This is a genomic window from Bradyrhizobium sp. SOJA106 (assembly GCF_059448745.1).
This window is the reverse complement of the sequence record NZ_CM182549.1, coordinates 7,058,290-7,074,337: the sequence shown is the minus strand read 5'-3', so window position 1 is coordinate 7,074,337 and position 16,048 is coordinate 7,058,290. Positions and strand designations below refer to the sequence as shown.

Sequence of the window (16,048 nt, the reverse complement as noted above, 5' to 3'; positions counted from 1 at the left end):
GCCATCTTCGATTTCTTCGTTTTTGATATCCCGCCGGATCCTCCGGAGTTTCCCAATAGGGGACTATACGCCCGCGTGTCGCGGGTGGATTCATTGAGCACGCGCCCGCATCGCCGCGTATCCTTCGAATTTGATTGCATCGATGCCGACTATGTCGACGCGAGCGGACCAGAGCTCCTGAGCGGCTTTCGTGCTGGACAGACCAAGCCGTTTGCACTCCTGCGTGTGGTGACGACGCCGGCTCGGTTTGATCGCTTTGCGGGCGCAACGCCAGAGCCAGGCGATTGGTTTCATCTCGAACTCAGGCCCAAGGGCCATGGTCTGCCGGCATGGCATGCTCAACTCGAGGGTAATGGTTATTCGATGCATGCCCGGGGAGTTCTGATGTTCGCGCGGCTGCTCAACGCTCCCGGCGAGGCGCCACCGCACCCCTTGAGGCCCCAAGCCCTCGGTGCCGCAGTGGCCCCGCGGCTGGTATTGCCGGAACCGCTCGTTGCGGCCTGTGCGGCACTTCCGCCCCCGGCGACGCCCGCCGAAGTCTCAGCCATCCTCAAAGACCTGCCACAAGCGACATCCATCCGGGTCAGGGATGTTGGCCAGGCAAATTTCATTTCTCTGTGCGACGATGGCGGCAGTGCAATTCTGCACTTCGATGTCGGATTTCCGATCTCTTTCAATCGCCACACTTTTCCATCCAGATTCGCTGTCGATCGAGCCGAGAAGCTTCCGATCGTCCTCTCGCATTGGGATTGGGATCATCTCCATGGCGCGCTCCTTCTCCCGCATCTGCTCGGCTGCCGCTGGATTGTCCCGGACCAGCGGCTGGGACCTGGTGCCGCGCGCCTGGCACATATGCTGGACCAGAGGGGTAATCTGGTCGTACGCCCTGCCAACGCAAGGATCCGTTTTCCTTTTGGCGAATTGGTAAGAAGCGGCGGCCGCCCCTCCGATCTCAACGACAGCGGATTGACCATCCTTGCGACCCTCACGAGCGGACGATCAGCTTTGCTGACCGGCGACGCAGACTATACGCACCTCAAGCATGCCAATGCCAAGCAGGTAGATCACTTAGTCGCAACTCATCATGGCGCGCGCTTTAATGCAGGCGCGCCGTTGGTGCCAAAGCCAAATAGCGGGCAGGGCCAACTGGTGATTTCGTGTGGATATCGCAACGTCTATGGGCATCCGCACCCGGATGGGCTATCCAAGCATGCGAGGTCGGGTTGGACGACCTATATCACCACCGCTGGGCGAAGAGGTGTCGCCAGTAGAGGCGACCGCATCGTGGATTGACGGTAAAGCGCCGAGGTCTTCTGGCTGCCTTGAAGGCCTCGTGATTCACCAGAGGGGTTAGATGTCGCAGCTCATGGAATGCCCGCTGCACGTTGATAGCAGGGACCGGTTTGAGTTCGCACAGGCGGAGCAGCCGATCCATTTCGAGATTGACACCATCGGCTACCTGATCAAACCCGCAGCGTAAGGCTAGCATGTCCATGAGTACAAGACCGCCAACCGGCGCGACCGTTCTGCCGCCTGAGCTCGAACAGGCGCTCAAGCAATATCAAGATTGGCTCGCTCAGCATCTTCAAGCCGAACAGGATGCCAGCGCCATCACGGCGACGCTTTATCACTACACCGACCTGCGTGGTCTCGAGGGCATTCTCAAATTCGGCAAATTCTGGTTCACGGATTATCGCCATCTCAATGATCCGAGTGAACTGAAGCACGGAATCGACATTGCGCGCGACGTTGCACAACGCATCGCGACCGGAGCCGACGGAAGCGTCCGCCTGTTTATCGACCATTTGCTCGACCTCTTTCGTCATGACAATTTCGCCTCCACGCTGGAATTCTTCATCGCCTGCTTCAGCCGGGCCCGCGACGACCTCGGCCAGTGGCGAGCGTATGCGGACAACGGTCGGGGCGTCGCGATCGGGCTCTCGCCCTCGATCTTTGCGGTTCACGACAATCCGCCTGCAGGTCAGCTTCCCGATTTCGTCGGACCCGTTCGCTACGACCTCGACGACGTCTGCCGCCGACATGGCGCGTGTATCGAGGAGGCGGCCGCGATTGTGTTGTCGGCTGCGGAAAGCCACTCCAATTTGATGTCAGACCGCAACATCAGGATCCCGTTCCTGGGCCAATTGGCGCGTGAGGTCATAGCTTCTCCATTGATCTGGAACTGCCTGACTTCGAAGCATCCCGCCTATCAACACGAACAAGAAGTGCGGCTGGCAATCATGGGCACGCCCGATCACCTGGCGCCTCATGTTTTGACCCGCTTTCGCGGCAGCGAGATCGTACCCTATATCGCTCATCCGCTGCCGGTCCGTGAGCCGCACAAGATTGCCGAGATCGTCGTGGGTCCAGCAGCGCCGCTCGACACCGAGCGGACGCTAAAGACCATGCTTCGCTCGATCGGGATTGACGTGGATTTCCCCATCACACGTTCCGACATTCCTTATCGCGCCAGCTAAACGAGTAGGTGGGGAGCGCCAGCCGGCGAGATATGACGCTATGTACAATCTTTTCGTTGCCTATGACACGCAAGCTTGGGACGGATCGCCCTGGCAGACTGACCTGTCGCGATGTGTGCGGGAATATACCGACACCGCCATCACCGAGCGATTTGGCGGGCTTGACGAACAAGCTGTGTCCGAGCTCAAGCGCCTGCCTTCGATCTTCGCATACGAAGCAGTCCATCGGTTGCCGCCACGATTTGGTGTCGTCCGTGACGTCACGAAGCGACAGGGGCAAGTTCGCGTAGAATACGAAATCCAGTCCATGACGTCGTTCCTGACGGCCGCGGACCTGGAGTCGCTCACGTTCGAGCTCGATATCGGGCAGTGGGAACTGAATCGCACCCATTGGGCGGTGAAAGACATCAACCTGCCAAAAGAGCTGCATGCCGCACGAGGTATCGTGCTGCCGTCCTGGACACGGCAAGCGACGAAAACTGTCGATATCACGCGACACAATTTTGAGGTGGCGTTTTCGTTTCCCGGCGAAGTGAGATCTATCGTGGAGGAGGTCGCGCGCGAGCTCGAATCCAGGATCGGGCCAAATTCGTACTTCTACGACAACAATTATGTCTCACAGCTCGCCCGACCTTCGCTCGACATCCTGCTCCAGGATATCTACCGCAATCGGTCAAAGCTGGTGGTCGTGTTTGTAGGCGCAGACTATCAGCGCAAAGACTGGTGCGGTATCGAATTCCGAGCCATCCGCGAGATCATTATGGAGCGCGGCAACGAGCGGATCATGTTCATCCGCTCGGATGATGGCGTCGTGGAAGGCGTCTTTAAGACGGACGGGTATATCGACATTCGCCGCTTCGGCGCGAAGCAAGTTGCCGAATTTATCAGCGAGCGTCTTGATATTTTGACCGGAACGTAAGGTGGCGGCTGCATGGCGGGAAAATTGACGATATATCAAGACCTCTCAAAGCTGAGACAGGGGTTCGATCCCCCTCAAGCATCCTTTCTCGGGGGTATGCTTCCGAAAGATGATCCGAATGCTGGTTCGATGCAGCGGTGGAAGCCTGGCGGCCGGACCTTGGACCCGGATCGTTTCGCTCCGCCCGGGTGTTGGTCCGTGACGGCAAGGTCGAAGTCGCGGGCATAAGACGCACGCGCATCGGCATCCCTTGCAAACTCGCAACGAAAGTCGCTAGTTTCGGCTTGCTTTCTTGGGCAGACCAACTACCGAGTTGAGCGAGGCAATGTCCGACTGATCAAGGAAATCTCTGACAGCGCAGTTGGCCTTCTGCGTTTGGAGGAATTCTTGCGCAAGTCTCTCCGCGAACGATCTCCGGCTTTCTTGGATGAAGTCTGGCAGTAGACTTCTATTATAGAATACCCAATTTCGTAGAATTCCCTTAGCCAAGGCTTTCTTCTCCACACCGGCTTGGCAGACTAGATTGTGGAGGAAGGTGATGTGCCCTGCATCGAAGTCGCCTTGGGTCATCTTTAGTGAATTATTCTCGCAGCGAGTCCAATTCTCTGCGACCGCAGCAATCCCGTCAGGACTGTTGCCGAGCAGATTTTCTCGGATCCTCTTGATGACCATCTGCTTCTGATCATCATCAATGCTTGTGATTATGGGCGCCAACAGTCGATCAACTGCGGCCTTATCCACCTTGATTTGCTCAAGGTTGGTCGCGCTGTACTGATACTTGCTTTCGCTGTATCGCCATCTTTCCACAAGAGCGATCAGAGGTTCGTTCGCACGGCCCAATACTTTCGAATGGGCGCAAACAGCATCTCGAGAGTTCCAGATCCATATGCCATAGGCCGCCGCGTGACCGAGTTCCGCGCCCTTGAGATTTGTCCCCTGCAGTTGAGTGCGGATGAGTTGTGAACCGCCCAGATTGGCTTTGGACAATTCCGCACCTTCCAAAAACGCCATATTTAGGCTTGCTCCCTGAAGCTGTGCACTTGATAGAACCGTGCCGGTAAGTTCGGCATAATCAAGTATAGCGCCCTGTAGGTTGCTCTTATCGAGCTCCGCACCGCCAAGCTGGGCTCCAATGAATGAAGCCCCCTGCATCGATGCTTCCGAGATGGCCGCCCCTCGCAAAAGTGCGGTATCGAAATGCGCCATTTGAGCCTGCATTTCGTTTAGGGAAGAGCCCTCCAAACGTGCCGAGGTCAACGTGGCTTCGCGTGCTTCGACGCCATTTAGAGTGGCGGCTGTTAGGTCGGCATAGGATAGATTCGCACCGTTGAGATGCGCTCCGGTCAGGTCTACCCGACGCAGATCGGTCTCCGATAAGTTGGCGCAATTGAAATCTCTATCCCTGAGCGATTGGGTGCGTTCTCCTTCGAACGTCCGCAGCCCTCTAGCCCTGTTGTTACTTACTAATCTTTCCAGTTTTTGGTCGTCGACAAAGTCTCCCCTGACTAACGAAAGCCGCTCGAATGACTGCCAGCGATCGCATCGGACGGCATTCCACGGTCGCCAAGCGGCCAGATTGAGATGCGGTTCTCCTGGGAATGAGAGCGCCGCTAAGAATAATGCGACGTAGCACATGATTGCCAGTCCTACCGCCCAAAGGACGATAGGCCGACGTTCTGAATAGCCGTCATTCGCATGTATTTGCCGAAGCAAGAACGACATCGTGATGATATCGACAGCGATAATTATTCGATGAGTCCAAGTTATAATATGACTGTGATAGCTGAGGAACTTCAGTTGTATCTCTGACAGCACAATCAATGGACCAGCGAATAGTGTACTGAAGACGATAACTCGTATTATCCATCCAAGCCAAATTCTCTTCTCGGTTCGAGGGCCAACGAGTAGGTGAACGAAAAGCGAGTTCGTTATGCGTTGTCGGATGGCTTCATTGTCGAGACGCACTCTAACGACTTTATTGAGAGCCTCATCGTAAGCCGCGGTCGTCTCAGCTAGGAGTAATGTTTGTATCAGGACGTAACATTGGAAAATTACCAGGAGAATTGGCGCGACTACGAAGAACCCTTGAAGCGGAAGGTCGACGTTTAGGACGGGCATCTTTACGGGGTCTTCGAGAAACAATTGTCGATGAGTGACGGAGCCAGCTACAATCAACACGTATAAAGCGAACAATATGAAGCTCACCCAGACCGCGGAAACACGTCCAGAAGCCTCGGTAACTGATTTCTCCAAGGCTGCAATATCAAACGGATCTACCTGTTTTTCGCTCACGATCGAACCCTCTCAATCGCCGGCTAGTGCTCGAATAATTATTGAAGTCAAGTGTTGCTGTAACAAGCTCGGATGGGTTTCGTTGAATTGAGACCATGCAAATCCTAATATCGTCGACGTCCCGCGACAACTTGCGGTTTGGCGCATTTCCCGAGGAAACTAGTCGTGCGCATCAGCGTCGTCGGGCGCAGCAGCGGGCACTGCGGCATGTGGCGGCGCTAGCGATCGAGGCCTTCATCAAATAGCCGATCAGAGGATGAACCAGCTTGTCGCCGCTCGGCGCTTACCGCGAAAACGTCTCGCCGAAAGAAATCCATGTGTGACGAGCATGACGCAAGATCGGCACGATTCCGTTAAGGACTGGGTGGCCACTTTGTTGCGGTTCATTGGAATGCGCGCGCAATAGGCTGTGTTCGTGTTTCAAGCCAGCGCTGATGGTTCGGGGGGCGGGGTGCGCCCTCGACAGTCACGCTGCTGGCCCGGGCGAGTCTTCCTTGACGCCGCGGGCGACAATATGGAGCGTTCCGTTCGGAAGCGGCCGTTGCAGCTTCAGAGCTGCGTCTGGAGAGGCGGTCATCCAGGTCTCGACTTCTTCCGGTGTTGTCAGGATGACCGGCATCGCCTTGGGGTGGATGGCGGCCACCTCGTCGTTTGGCTCGGTCGTGAGGAACGCGTAGAGGTCGTTGGTCGTCTCGCCTTCCTTGACCTTCCGGACGGACGTCCAGTTGGTCCAGATGCCGGCGAAGCAGGCGAGGGGGCGGGATTCGTCGAGCGCGAACCAGATGTCGCCGCCCTCCGCCTTGTTGAACTCGCTGAAGGAATTGAACGGCACCACGCAGCGGTTTTCGGCTCCCAGCCATCGCGTCCAATGTTTACTCTTTACGTTGCGGATGTTTGTCGTGCCGCTGTCCGGCTCCATTCTGAGCAATTCCTTGAAATCGACCGCCTTGCCCTTGGCCTGCAGCTTTTCCGCTCGTTTCTTCGTCGCGTCCATCAGCGCCTTTGATGACGATGGCATCCCCCATCGCGCCGTAGCGAGCTCGCGGCCCTCGGCTCCGTTCCGCACGATCGGTGCGTTGTAGTCGGGAAAAACCCCCGGCATCGGCGCCAGATTTCCAACGTATCGGTTCACGACGCGGAACAGCGCGCTGATCGCGGCTTGGTTGGTCGTGATCGAATAAAGATTGCAGATGTGGACGGCCCCCCACTTGTCAGGATGGTAGCAGATTTTTGACCTGATCGCTTGCTATCAGATGTCCGGCCTGTTTGCGCGGACAAAGTCCGCTGGCCAAGATGGTGTTCGCTACGCACGCTCCAAGCACATAGGCGACCTTGATGATGCCAGTGTAATCTACGGAAGCTCGCGCGTATCGACCGATCGGTCCTTCCATCTACTGCGTCCTGCAAGTTCGTGGGCTATCCGCCGAGCAACCTCGCTCGCGGTGCCGATTTCAGATCAAGCGGGCATGGCGGCTACCGGTCGGTTGTATACTCCGCCCGATATCATCAATCGCCAAGCGATACGGGCGAACTTGTTAGCCAAGGCCACCGCCACCAACTTCGGCGGCTTTCGCTCCAGTAGCGATGCAAGCCAGGGTGTCGGCCTATGACGGCCCTTTCGAATGTGCCTTAGCAGCGCGGTCGCGCCGACAATCAACGTCGATCGGAGCATTGAGTCTCCGGCCTTTGTGATTCCGCCATATCTTTGCCGGCCGCCCGTCGAATGATCCTTGGGTGTTAGTCCGAGCCAAGCGGCAAAGTCGCGGCCTGACCTGAACGTCTCCGGCGGCGGCGCCTTCATGCTTAGCATGGACGACCCAATCGGACCGACGCCGGGAATCGTCGCGATCCGCCTGCTGACATCATCGTCGCGGTGCCACCTCATCAGCTTGGCTTCGATCTTTGCCAGGCGGGCTTCGACCGCGGCATATTCCTCTGCTTGGAGTCGGAAGAGATCCTTTGCCATTTCCGGCAAGCTATCATCCTCGAGCACCCGCTTGATAAGTTGCGCGACATTCTGCCGACCGGCGGGGCCGACGATGCCAAACTCAGCCGCATAGCTCCTGAAAGCATTGGAAAGCTGCGACTTCACGCTGACCAGGCGTTCCCGCACAGTCATTAACATGCAGGCCGCTTGGCGTTCCTTCGATTTGACCGGTACAAACCGCATATTCGGCCGGGTGACCGCCTCGCACAGCGCTTCGGCATCGGCCGCGTCGTTCTTGCCGCGCTTCACGTAAGCCTTCACGTACTGAGGTGGGATCAGCTTCACCTCGTGACCGAACGACTGCAGCAGGCGCGCCCAATGATGCGAGCTGCCGCAGGACTCGATGGCGACGAGAACCGGTGGAAGCCGCTCGAAGTAGCGGATCATCTCGGCGCGCCGGAACTGGCGGCGGACCACCACCACCTCGTTCTCATCAACACCATGAAGCTGGAAAACCGACTTGGAAGTGTCCATACCGATGCGAACAGGAAGATTCATCAGACTTTCCTCTCATCTAGCTGTGACGCTGACAGCGCCATAGAACCGTGGGGATGAGAGGCCGTCCACACCAGCACATCGGTCAGGATTCGGTTCGAGGGTGGCGCGGCTGCCACGTCAACTGTAACAGAGTCGCGGATGGACGCCGGCCCGCCTTGGCGCATTTACGGCAGCGCAGCCGGCCGGCGAGATCGTGCACGTAGGTGGTCGGCGGGTGCTTCATCGCCGCGACGTCCACGTCGCTCGGCGTCTTGCAGCGCGCGCACCTGATCTCCAGCCAAGGGAAGCCTCCGTTCACAGCCTGGTCGATGGTCGGCGACGGATCGATCGGCTCGCCGTCACTCCACATCCGCTCGTTCCAGCTTTCGCAAAGCAGCCTGTCGGCTTGCTGGATCATTGCCTCGCCTTTGGCCCGCATCTCCGCCGATTGGGCAGCCAGGATGCTAGCCATTGCGCGCGCCTTGCCGAGCTCTTTTGCCAAAGCCTTGCGATCGCCTCCCGATAGGGGCGTAGGGTGATACTTCGGGGCCATCCGGACATCCACGCGCAAAGAGATCGGATCGGCAAATCCAAAGCGACTACGGTGTCTCGAATGCTGGCCAGCACCCGTCTTCTTCATGCCTGCCTGTGCGCTGCTGGCAGGTGTTGTCGAGCAGCCGCTGCGCGACGTCCTTCCAGACCGCGCTGCGGCCATACAATCGGACCAAATCGGCGGTCTGGATTTCCACGGTCCGCTCGCAGCGGCGGCAGGAGACGCGCAGCACGTGGGCCTTGATTTCCGAAAGGCGCCGCTGTCGGGCTTGGGCCACGGTCGCGCCGGCGCGAGGGTGCTTGAGGACCGATTCCCAATATTCGGCCGGGAGGGGGGCGTCTGGACCCGCAGTGGACGGCGCTCGCCTACGGTCCGCTTCAGCGGCCAGTTTTTCCATCTGCTTCGGGGTCGGCATGCGCCAGCTCGCGGGTCGGTCGGTCATGCCGAATTAGAACATAACAAGAACAAATGTCGAGTCCGACCAGGCAGCCGGTTGAGAAAAATCCTCCTGTGGGACGGGGGCGCGATGTCGGAACCAAGGCGGCTCGTTCGTCTTGAATCCGGTATCAGTATCGGAGTTCCCCCGGCATGGCCCCCCGCGCTAACTGGAAAGGCTTCTTGCGTCTTTCCCTCGTCACCTGTCCGGTCGCGCTCTATCCAGCCACCTCGGAATCCGAAAAGGTCTCGTTCAACCAGCTAAACCGAAAGACCGGCCACCGGATCAAGTACGCCAAGGTCGACGCCGATACCGGCGAGGAGGTCGACAACGAGGACATCGTCAAGGGCTACAAGGTTGATACCGATACGTTCATCGAAGTCACGAAGGAAGAGCTCGAGAACGTCGCTCTGGAATCAACAAGAACCATCGAGATTGACGAGTTCGTCGATCGCAGCGAGATCGATCCGCGATATCTCATTCGCCCCTACTACCTGCGTCCTGACGGCAAAGTCGGGCACGATGCCTTCGCCGTCATTCGGGAAACCATCCGCGAAATGAACAAGGTCGCGATCGGTCGCGTGGTGCTGACCAATCGCGAGCACATCATCGCGCTCGAGCCTCTCGATAAGGGACTGATGGGCACGTTGCTGCGCTACCCCTACGAAGTCCGTGCTGCGGATGAATATTTCGATGACATCCAGGATGTCAAAGTCACCAAGGACATGCTTGATCTCGCCAAGCACATCGTTAACCAGAAGGCGGGCCATTTCGAGCCGGACAAGTTCGAAGACCAGTACGAGACTGCGCTCATTGATCTGATCAATCAGAAGCGCGCCGGCAAACCAATCACCGCGAAAGCGCGCCCCCGCGGCGAGAACGTGGTGGACCTGATGGACGCGCTGCGAAAGAGCATCGGAAGAGAGGGGGCGACCGCGACAGAGGCACCCAAAAAATCAGGAAAAAGGCCGCGCAAGGCGGCGGCCGGGCAGAAGGAAATGCTGATGCCGATCGCAGGCAAGAAGCCGGCGAAGGAGACTGCGGCGAAGAAGCCGGCGGCCAAGCCGCAGCGGAAGTCGGCTTAGGTGTCGTGAAGCATCCGGTGACGCCGGACGGCTACTATTCGTCGTCCGCGGCAGGCTCTGGCGGATGGCAAATCCTAATCTCCGTGAGGTCACGCGAGATCATCTCGTCGGCAGTCGAATGCCGGCCCGGCGGGCGGTGCGCGACGCCAGGAAGGCGGCCGACCGCGAGGCCGAAATAACAGTGGTAGGATCGTGGACGAGGTTAAGCAGGCGCTCGACGAGCGCGGTTCGGTATGGTGGGGTGACGGCTCGCCGGATCTCGATTGCTCTGCAAGTAGGAGCGATATGGCTGCGGTGAAAAAGACTTCCAGAAGATCGACTTTGAGCGCGGGCATTCTCGCATACCGCAAGGGCGCTCGGGGGCTCGAGGTTCTGCTCGTTCATCCCGGCGGTCCATTCTGGCGCAACAAGGATGATGGCGCCTGGTCCATTCCTAAGGGCGAAATCGATGCCAATGATGCTCCGGAGAAAGTCGCTCGACGCGAGTTTGCCGAAGAACTCGGTCCGAGTGCTTCGATTGGTCCACTCCAGGCGCTGGGGGAAGTTCGACAGCGAGGAGGGAAGCGCGTCATCGCATTCGCCGGCGAGGGCCACTTTGACCCGGCAGCGCTGACCAGCAATACCTTCGATATCGAATGGCCGCCCCGAAGCGGCCGACGGCAGAGCTTTCCCGAAGTCGACCGCGCGGAATGGTTCGATCTCGAGCTCGCGCGGGCCAAAATGCTGTCCGCTCAAACTGAGCTTCTCGATCGTCTTTTGGCGATCGCGGTTGAGAGTGCCGGGAAATGATGTTCAGGATTGGAATCATTTCGGATACGCACGGTCTGTTGCGGCCCGAGGCGGAACGAGGCCTGACGGGCGTCGATCACATCATCCATGCCGGCGACATCGGCCGCCCCGAGATCGTGGACGCGCTTTGCCGCATCGCGCCTGTCACGGCCATTCGTGGAAACGTGGACAGTGCCGAGTGGGCTCGCGACTACCCCGACACGAAGCTTGTGCGCCTGGCGGGAAAGTCGATCTACGTTCTGCACGACCTGAAGACGCTCCAGGCCAATCCCGGTGCCGGCATCGACGTCGTCATCTCCGGGCATTCCCACGTGCCGAAGATCAACATGGTCGGTGGCGTTCTCTATCTGAATCCCGGCAGCGCGGGACCCCGGCGTTTCAAGCTGCCGATCACGTTTGCGACGCTCGAACTCACACCTGACGGCATGCGACCGGAAATCCATGACCTTGGAGGCGACTGAGTGCCCACCGCGGAGGGCCGCAGGAGGCGAGCGCGTCGATCCTTCCGTTTGCCGGGTTACGCCCGGAGGCAAGCGCTATTTGCGCGGACGTTCTCGCTCGCGCACGACATCCTTCGCCCGCTTGTCGGACCTGAGCCCCAGGTAGACGGGCTGGCGCAGTTCGCCCTTACTCGTCCACTCCGCAAATTTGACTTCGGCAACCAACGAGGGCTTGACCCAGGTCGTGGCGCCCTCGTCCTTCACTTTGGCAGGGAAGGGTGATTTCGGGGTGGTCAGCTTCACGAGCTTGGCATGGAGGTCTTCCAGGACCTTGTGGCTGAAGCCAGTGCCGACATGTCCGATGTAGCGCCATGTGTCGTCTTGCCGCACGGCGAGGACCAGGGCGCCGAAGAACGGCCTGGTGCGCCTCGGCGCCGTGAAGCCCGCGATCACCACTTCCTGCCGCTTTGCTGTCTTGATCTTCAGCCAATCCGCCGTCCGGCTTCCGGACGCATACGCGCTGTCGGCACGCTTCGCCATGATGCCTTCCAGACCCTTCCGCTCGGCCTCGGCGAAGAATTTCGTGCCGTTCGCTTTGCGGCGACGGCTGAAGGCGATCAGCCGGTGGCGCGGCAGGATTGCTTTTAGCCGCTCCTTGCGCTCGAGAAGAGGCTGTTTGCGCAAATCAACTGCGTTCTGAAACATGAGATCGAAAGCGCAATACAGGAGCTTCGCTTCGTGACGCAGCGCGTTCTGAAGCAACTGGAAATGTGAGACGCCATCCTTACCGATCGCGACAAGCTCACCATCGATCACAGCGTCGCCCTTCACGCCCTCCAGCGCTTTGGCGACTTCAATATAGCTGCGGCTGATGATCTTGCCATTGCGGCTGTAGAGCGCAACCTTGCCCCGCCGAATTTCCGCGATCATCCGAAAGCCGTCATACTTGTCCTCGAAAACCCAGCCGGGGTCGTCGAACGGCGCATCAGTGAGCGTAGCGAGCATCGGCTGCAGGGGCTTGGGCAGGGTCGACGTCCGGCTCATTCGAGGCCAATCCTTAAGAGCACGTTGCGAAATGCATGGACGTCCTTCAAGGATTAGGGAACGCTTCGGGACCCCGTCGTGTTCCGCAGCATCGTGGCGTGCGAGACGTTGAGGATCGACCGGGCGAGCGCGGATCAGACCTATGGCCAGAAAACTGAAGACCTATCAGACTTCGCTCGGCTTCTTCGATCTGGCGATCGCCGCTCCCTCCATGAAAGCGGCCCTCGAGGCCTGGTGCGCCGACAGCAATCTCTTCCACCAGGGCGCGGCGAAGGAAAGCGACGATCCGGACGTCATCGAGGCGACCATGGCTGCGCCGGGCGTCGTTCTGAAGAGACCGGTCGGCTCCAACGGACCATTCAGGGAGCATGCCGAGTTACCTAGAGTAGATCGAACGCTACGAGCACGATGCTCTTCGATTTGCCCTTGAGCTCGTTCTGCAGCACCGAGAAGTCGGTCGTGCCGTCGGCGGCCGGTACTACGATCTCGCCGTCCACCACCGCCGAGTTCGCCTTGATCCGCCAGGCGTCATGAGCGACCTTCTTGAAGCGATGCGTCCAGTCGTGGCCGCGCCGGGTGAAGATCTTCGCCGTCTCGTTGGCCAGATGGACCTGAACGCGGTAGCCGTCGAACTTGATTTCGTGAATCCAGCGCTCTCCGGTCGGCACCTTCTCGATCGAGGTGGCCAGGGCCGGTTCGATGAAGCCGGGGAGAGGCGCCTTGACGCCGATAGCCGCCAGCTTTTTACGCTGAAACGCCACTGAAGGACTCCACGCTACAGCCGATTCAAATTGGCACAGTTCGAATCGTTCCGGAACCTGCGAATCCTTGTCGCGTTGCTTCGATGTCACAACAGGAGGCACCGATGACGGTAGCGAAGAAGAGCAAGACGGCGCGCGGACGAAAACAGGACCGGGCACGGGTGGCCGGCGGGCAGGACTACGAAGTGCAGTACGAGGCGAAGAAGACAGGGAAGTCGTCAGCGGCGGTGAAAAAGGTCGTCAAAAAGGTCGGAAACGCGCGCAAGCGCGTGGAGAAGCGGCTAGGCCGCTGAGTAGGAGAGGCGGGCTAGCGTCCTACGATAGCGGCCGACCTTCTAGCCAGAGCGGCATTCAGGGCAGGTATCACCAATCGAGTCCAACAAGTCGCGAACCGCGGCCTCCGCTGCTTGACGGGATACGCCTTCCGGCAAGTCTCGACGGGCGATATCGAAGGCCCGCTCTCGGGCGTGCGGATCGGCGCGGTCCTGCATCCAACCGTGCTCCTCGCACTCGCGGATGGCGCCGGCTTCGTTCAGCACGTTGATCGCCCAACCGTGCAGGGTGCGGATCGCCGGCCGTCTCTGCCCGGTCATCAGCATTGAAAGTTCTCCCACGCTGAGACGAATCGTTTAGTCCCGCAGACGTTCCCCATCGCTAACACACGACTGGGATTCCGGATCGTGGGATCTCGTGGTCTTTCGAAAGTCGAATTTTCCGCCCGACCAGGCGCTAGGGTGGGCAAGAACGAATTGAAGAAACCGTTTTTTCGACACTTCAGACGTCCGAGTTCAGGTGGTTGCTCCTTGTCCGTTTTGCGTGTGCGGCTGTCGCCGCACCGGGCTTCTCGTGAACCGAGCCGCGCAGCGTCTCGGCCTTGCGGCTTCGATCCCTCGCGCGAGCAGATCACGCCATCGCGGGGCAGAAATGAAAAACCGGACCTTTATGCAGCAGCCACCTGCACAAAGGTCCGGCCTTATCTTAGCGTGCCGCGATACCGAACGGCTGCAAAGGACGCTTCATATCCTTTGGGAGGGTCTCGCTGTTCATCCGGGTTGCGACCCGGAGGCGGCAATAGATCAGTAGCCGATACGACTACTTCTTTTTCTTTGAAGTCTTCTTTGCCACCTTCTTGGTGGCTGCCTTCGTGGTCTTCTTTGCCTTCTTCGCTTTCTTGGCCATGTCGTCCTCTGTAAGAATTGGTTCTCAGTGAACATGCCCACGCCGTGCATAGACATGCGCACGAGTGAGACGTTATCACAAAAGCAAAATTGATACCAAGCAGACGTGAAGCCGCATTGAGTCGCTCGCCGGAGGCACTCGCTCTCGGGTCCGCCGGTTCCGGCGTCGCTATCACTGCCCTTCGGGTCGGGTGCCTTCTTAACCGGTCTCGCGACTGCACTCGGTCCCGGGTCCCGCCGCTACGCGTCGGCGCTATGCTGACCCTCCTGCGGGTGCCTCTTTTGCTGCGTCCCGAGAGTGGTTTTCGCTTTCGCTCCGTCCACACGCCTCTCTTCCATTATTGCGAGACTCCTATGAAAATGCTGGGCGGTTCTCGTATCCTTGCCTGCATCACGTTCGCTCAGGTTTTGGCGCGTGCGGCCAGGGCCGCACCGGGCTCTCGTGTTGGGGTGGACGGCCCCCTTCCGCCACAGTGCGTGGCAAAAAGAGGTCGTCGCTGACCTCAAACGAAGGAGCCGCCCGTGGAAACGATTGTTCGCATCGGTCTGGATACGTCGAAGAGTGTGTTTCAGCTGCATGGCGTTGACGAGACCGAGCAGCCGGTTCTGCGGCGTAAGTTGAGACGGGGGCAGGTTTTGGAGTTCTTTAGTCGTTTGCCGCCCACATTTGTCGCGATGGAGGCTTGCGGGGCGTCGCACTATTGGGCGCGGGAGCTGCAATCGCTCGGGCACGACGTGGCGATGATTCCGCCTCAATATGTCAAACCGTACGTGCAGCGCGGGAAATCCGACGCTGCGGATGCCGAGGCAATTTGCGAAGCGGCAAGCCGGCCGAAACTGCGCAAGAACTTTGTGCCTATCAAGAGCCCTGAGCAGCAGGGTGCACAGATGCTCGCGCGTGTGCGCAACCAGTTCATAGGCAGGCGTACCCAACTTGCCAATTCGATCCGCGGCTACGCCGCGGAATTCGGCTTTACCGCGCCCAAGGGGCTTTCGCGTCTTCAACAATTGCTGATCGACATTCAGGCCGATGCAACAGTCCCCGACCTGGCTAAAGAGTTGTTGGACGCCTTGGCAGTTGAGCTGGCGCGCGTCGACGACCAGATCGCCAAGCTCGATAAGAAGCTCATGCAACTCCACCGGAGCAACGAGATGAGCCGACGGCTGGCGGCTATCCCGGGCGTCGGTCCGATCGGTGCGACGCTGCTGTCAATCAAAGTCGTGGATGCTCGAGGGTTCAAGTCGGCGAGAAACTTTGCCGCCTGGCTCGGCCTGACCCCAAAGAATCATTCGACGGCTGGAAAGAACAGGCTTGGCGTGATTACCCGCGCCGGCGACGGCATGTTGCGAACCGTTTTGGTGGCTGGGGCGACGGCTGTGATCGCAGATATGCGTCGCCGGGAAACTCGCTCCTGGCCTTGGCTGAAAGACATCATCGCGCGCAAACCGCCGAAACTGGTGGCCATAGCGTTGGCAAACAAGCTGGCGCGGATCGCCTGGAAACTGATGGTCAGCGGCGAGCGGTACCGGCCTGCAAGCAGCGTCATGCCGATGCCGACATAGACTTGAACGAAATGCAGAGCTTGGCGCCAGACCGGCAGGTTTGACGC

The 16,048-nt window shown here is 59.0% G+C and carries 16 protein-coding genes and 2 pseudogenes; 10 read left to right on the top strand and 8 right to left on the bottom strand.

All coding sequences use genetic code 11. The annotated features are described in order from the left end of the window. Nucleotides 1–93 precede the first annotated feature (93 nt). The 4 genes from AC5V87_RS33425 (at nucleotide 94) to AC5V87_RS33410 (ending at nucleotide 3,396) form a co-directional block, all read left to right on the top strand. Nucleotides 94–1,293: a ComEC/Rec2 family competence protein gene (locus AC5V87_RS33425; protein ID WP_495369048.1), complete on the top strand. Its 1,200-nt coding sequence runs from the start codon at nucleotides 94–96 to the stop codon at nucleotides 1,291–1,293. A 61-nt stretch (nucleotides 1,294–1,354) separates the two neighbouring features. After that, complete coding sequence (locus AC5V87_RS33420; RefSeq protein ID WP_495369047.1) at nucleotides 1,355–1,480, top strand: hypothetical protein; 126 nt, start codon at nucleotides 1,355–1,357, stop codon at nucleotides 1,478–1,480. Between the two features lie 7 nt (nucleotides 1,481–1,487). Continuing rightward, nucleotides 1,488–2,477: a DUF2971 domain-containing protein gene (locus AC5V87_RS33415; protein WP_495369046.1), complete on the top strand. Its 990-nt coding sequence runs from the start codon at nucleotides 1,488–1,490 to the stop codon at nucleotides 2,475–2,477. 40 nt (nucleotides 2,478–2,517) lie between these two features. Next, on the top strand, nucleotides 2,518–3,396 hold the full coding sequence (locus AC5V87_RS33410) for a toll/interleukin-1 receptor domain-containing protein (protein WP_495369045.1): 879 nt from the start codon (nucleotides 2,518–2,520) through the stop codon (nucleotides 3,394–3,396). A 273-nt stretch (nucleotides 3,397–3,669) separates the two neighbouring features. On the opposite strand, the gene AC5V87_RS33405 is transcribed toward AC5V87_RS33410, so the two are convergent. The 5 genes from AC5V87_RS33405 to AC5V87_RS33385 all read right to left on the bottom strand — a co-directional run bounded on the left by AC5V87_RS33405 (nucleotide 3,670) and on the right by AC5V87_RS33385 (nucleotide 9,147). Next, nucleotides 3,670–5,688, bottom strand: coding sequence for a pentapeptide repeat-containing protein (locus AC5V87_RS33405; protein WP_495369044.1), 2,019 nt, complete (start codon nucleotides 5,686–5,688; stop codon nucleotides 3,670–3,672). 466 nt (nucleotides 5,689–6,154) lie between these two features. After that, the gene (locus AC5V87_RS33400; RefSeq protein WP_495371995.1) at nucleotides 6,155–6,880 is read right to left on the bottom strand and encodes an SOS response-associated peptidase; all 726 of its coding nucleotides are present in this window, start codon (nucleotides 6,878–6,880) and stop codon (nucleotides 6,155–6,157) included. A 264-nt stretch (nucleotides 6,881–7,144) separates the two neighbouring features. Then, nucleotides 7,145–8,173: an IS110 family RNA-guided transposase gene (locus AC5V87_RS33395; RefSeq protein WP_495369043.1), complete on the bottom strand. Its 1,029-nt coding sequence runs from the start codon at nucleotides 8,171–8,173 to the stop codon at nucleotides 7,145–7,147. Nucleotides 8,174–8,255: 82 nt separating this feature from the next. Continuing rightward, nucleotides 8,256–8,705 (bottom strand): hypothetical protein, encoded by a 450-nt coding sequence (locus AC5V87_RS33390; RefSeq protein WP_495371994.1) that lies wholly within the window; start codon nucleotides 8,703–8,705, stop codon nucleotides 8,256–8,258. A 46-nt stretch (nucleotides 8,706–8,751) separates the two neighbouring features. Then, nucleotides 8,752–9,147, bottom strand: a complete 396-nt coding sequence (locus tag AC5V87_RS33385; protein WP_495369042.1) for a hypothetical protein — start codon at nucleotides 9,145–9,147, stop codon at nucleotides 8,752–8,754. 146 nt (nucleotides 9,148–9,293) lie between these two features. Here AC5V87_RS33385 and ku point away from each other — a divergent pair, with 146 nt between their 5' ends. The 3 genes from ku (at nucleotide 9,294) to AC5V87_RS33370 (ending at nucleotide 11,476) form a co-directional block, all read left to right on the top strand. Further along, nucleotides 9,294–10,226 (top strand): non-homologous end joining protein Ku, encoded by a 933-nt coding sequence (ku, locus tag AC5V87_RS33380; protein ID WP_495369041.1) that lies wholly within the window; start codon nucleotides 9,294–9,296, stop codon nucleotides 10,224–10,226. Between the two features lie 285 nt (nucleotides 10,227–10,511). Next, nucleotides 10,512–11,015: an NUDIX hydrolase gene (locus AC5V87_RS33375; RefSeq protein WP_495371993.1), complete on the top strand. Its 504-nt coding sequence runs from the start codon at nucleotides 10,512–10,514 to the stop codon at nucleotides 11,013–11,015. Next, the gene (locus tag AC5V87_RS33370; protein ID WP_495369040.1) at nucleotides 11,012–11,476 is read left to right on the top strand and encodes a metallophosphoesterase family protein; all 465 of its coding nucleotides are present in this window, start codon (nucleotides 11,012–11,014) and stop codon (nucleotides 11,474–11,476) included. The genes AC5V87_RS33375 and AC5V87_RS33370 overlap by 4 nt, the downstream gene beginning before the upstream one ends. Before the next feature lie 75 nt (nucleotides 11,477–11,551). Here the strand turns inward: AC5V87_RS33370 and ligD are convergent, their stop codons facing one another. Beyond that, entirely contained in the window at nucleotides 11,552–12,499 is a 948-nt protein-coding gene (ligD, locus tag AC5V87_RS33365) for a non-homologous end-joining DNA ligase (RefSeq protein ID WP_495369039.1), read from the bottom strand. A gap of 142 nt (nucleotides 12,500–12,641) precedes the next feature. Here ligD and AC5V87_RS33360 point away from each other — a divergent pair. Then, nucleotides 12,642–12,881: pseudogene (locus tag AC5V87_RS33360) on the top strand (cell envelope biogenesis protein TolA); the annotation flags it as partial. Between the two features lies 1 nt (nucleotide 12,882). Here AC5V87_RS33360 and AC5V87_RS33355 read toward each other — a convergent pair. Continuing rightward, a pseudogene (locus AC5V87_RS33355) lies at nucleotides 12,883–13,260 on the bottom strand (ATP-dependent DNA ligase); the annotation flags it as partial. 104 nt (nucleotides 13,261–13,364) lie between these two features. On the opposite strand from AC5V87_RS33355, the gene AC5V87_RS33350 reads away from it, so the two are divergent. Further along, the gene (locus AC5V87_RS33350; RefSeq protein ID WP_495369038.1) at nucleotides 13,365–13,553 is read left to right on the top strand and encodes a DUF3606 domain-containing protein; all 189 of its coding nucleotides are present in this window, start codon (nucleotides 13,365–13,367) and stop codon (nucleotides 13,551–13,553) included. A gap of 42 nt (nucleotides 13,554–13,595) precedes the next feature. Here the strand turns inward: AC5V87_RS33350 and AC5V87_RS33345 are convergent, their stop codons facing one another. Then, complete coding sequence (locus tag AC5V87_RS33345) at nucleotides 13,596–13,859, bottom strand: hypothetical protein (RefSeq protein ID WP_495369037.1); 264 nt, start codon at nucleotides 13,857–13,859, stop codon at nucleotides 13,596–13,598. A 1,101-nt stretch (nucleotides 13,860–14,960) separates the two neighbouring features. Between AC5V87_RS33345 and AC5V87_RS33340 the strand changes: the two genes are divergently transcribed. Next, the gene (locus AC5V87_RS33340; RefSeq protein WP_495369036.1) at nucleotides 14,961–16,001 is read left to right on the top strand and encodes an IS110 family RNA-guided transposase; all 1,041 of its coding nucleotides are present in this window, start codon (nucleotides 14,961–14,963) and stop codon (nucleotides 15,999–16,001) included. Nucleotides 16,002–16,048: the final 47 nt, after the last annotated feature.